Raw genomic sequence first — 1,631 nt, forward strand, 5'->3', positions numbered from 1 at the left:
GAGCGTCCCTGATGAACCTCGTTGTGCTAACCACCCGAGCTGTTTGAGGTCTTCGGACTGATGACGGGGAGCGTGGGAACCTGACGGGTAGTAGTCAAGCGATGGGGTGACGCAGGAAGGTAGCTGAGCCCGGCCGGTGGTTGTGCCGGGGTAAGCGTGTAGGCCGTGTCGTAGGCAAATCCGCGACGCATGAGGGCTGAGACGTGATGCCGAGCCGATTCAGGTGAAGTCAGTGATCCTATGCTGCCGAGAAAAGCCTCTAGCGAGTTCTTAGCGGCCCGTACCCCAAACCGACACAGGTGGTCAGGTAGAGAATACCGAGGCGATCGGGCGAACTGTGGTTAAGGAACTCGGCAAATTGCCCCCGTAACTTAGGGAGAAGGGGGGCCGGAGACGTGAAGCCCCGCGCGGGTGGAGCGTTGTATGGCCGCAGAGAGCAGGGGGAAGCGACTGTTTACTAAAAACACAGGTCCATGCGAAGAAGTAATTCGATGTATATGGACTGACGCCTGCCCGGTGCTGGAACGTTAAGGGGACCTGTTAGCTCTTTCGGGGGCGAAGCGGAGAACTTAAGCGCCAGTAAACGGCGGTGGTAACTATAACCATCCTAAGGTAGCGAAATTCCTTGTCGGGTAAGTTCCGACCTGCACGAATGGCGTAACGACTTCCCCACTGTCTCAACCACAGGCCCGGCGAAATTGCAGTACGAGTAAAGATGCTCGTTACGCGCGGCAGGACGGAAAGACCCCGGGACCTTTACTATAGCTTGACATTGGTACTTGAGTTAGCTTGTGTAGGATAGGTGGGAGCCGGTGAAGTCCATACGCCAGTATGGGTGGAGGCAATCTTGAAATACCACTCTGGTTGATTTGGGTATCTAACTTCGGACCGTTATCCGGTTCAGGGACAGTGTCTGGTGGGTAGTTTAACTGGGGCGGTTGCCTCCTAAAGGGTAACGGAGGCGCCCAAAGGTTCCCTCAGCCTGGTTGGCAATCAGGTGTTGAGTGCAAGTACACAAGGGAGCTTGACTGTGAGACTGACAGGTCGAGCAGGGACGAAAGTCGGGACTAGTGATCCGGCACTTGCGAGTGGAAGCGGTGTCGCTCAACGGATAAAAGGTACCCCGGGGATAACAGGCTGATCTTCCCCAAGAGTCCATATCGACGGGATGGTTTGGCACCTCGATGTCGGCTCGTCGCATCCTGGGGCTGTAGCAGGTCCCAAGGGTTGGGCTGTTCGCCCATTAAAGCGGTACGCGAGCTGGGTTTAGAACGTCGTGAGACAGTTCGGTCCCTATCCGCCGTGCGCGTAGGATACTTGAGAAGGGCTGTCCCTAGTACGAGAGGACCGGGACGGACGAACCTCTGGTGTGCCAGTTGTCCCGCCAGGGGCACGGCTGGTTAGCTACGTTCGGAAGGGATAACCGCTGAAAGCATCTAAGCGGGAAGCCTGCTTCAAGATGAGGTATCCCACCCACCTTTGGTGGGGTAAGGCCCCCAGCTAGACGACTGGGTTGATAGGCCGGAAATGTAAGCCCGGTAACGGGTTCAGTTGACCGGTACTAATAGGCCGAGGACTTGACTACTAAGCTGCTACGCGTCCACTGTGCAACTCTGAACAAACACCCACCC

At 56.5% G+C, this 1,631-nt stretch carries 1 rRNA gene; it reads left to right on the plus strand.

Features of this window, described 5'->3' with window-relative positions:
* Nucleotides 1–1,585 (plus strand): 23S ribosomal RNA (locus tag ABZ272_RS31990); the annotation flags it as partial.
* Between the last annotated feature and the right edge of the window lie 46 nt (nucleotides 1,586–1,631).

Source organism: Micromonospora sp. NPDC005979, from assembly GCF_040614415.1.
GTDB lineage: Bacteria > Actinomycetota > Actinomycetes > Mycobacteriales > Micromonosporaceae > Micromonospora.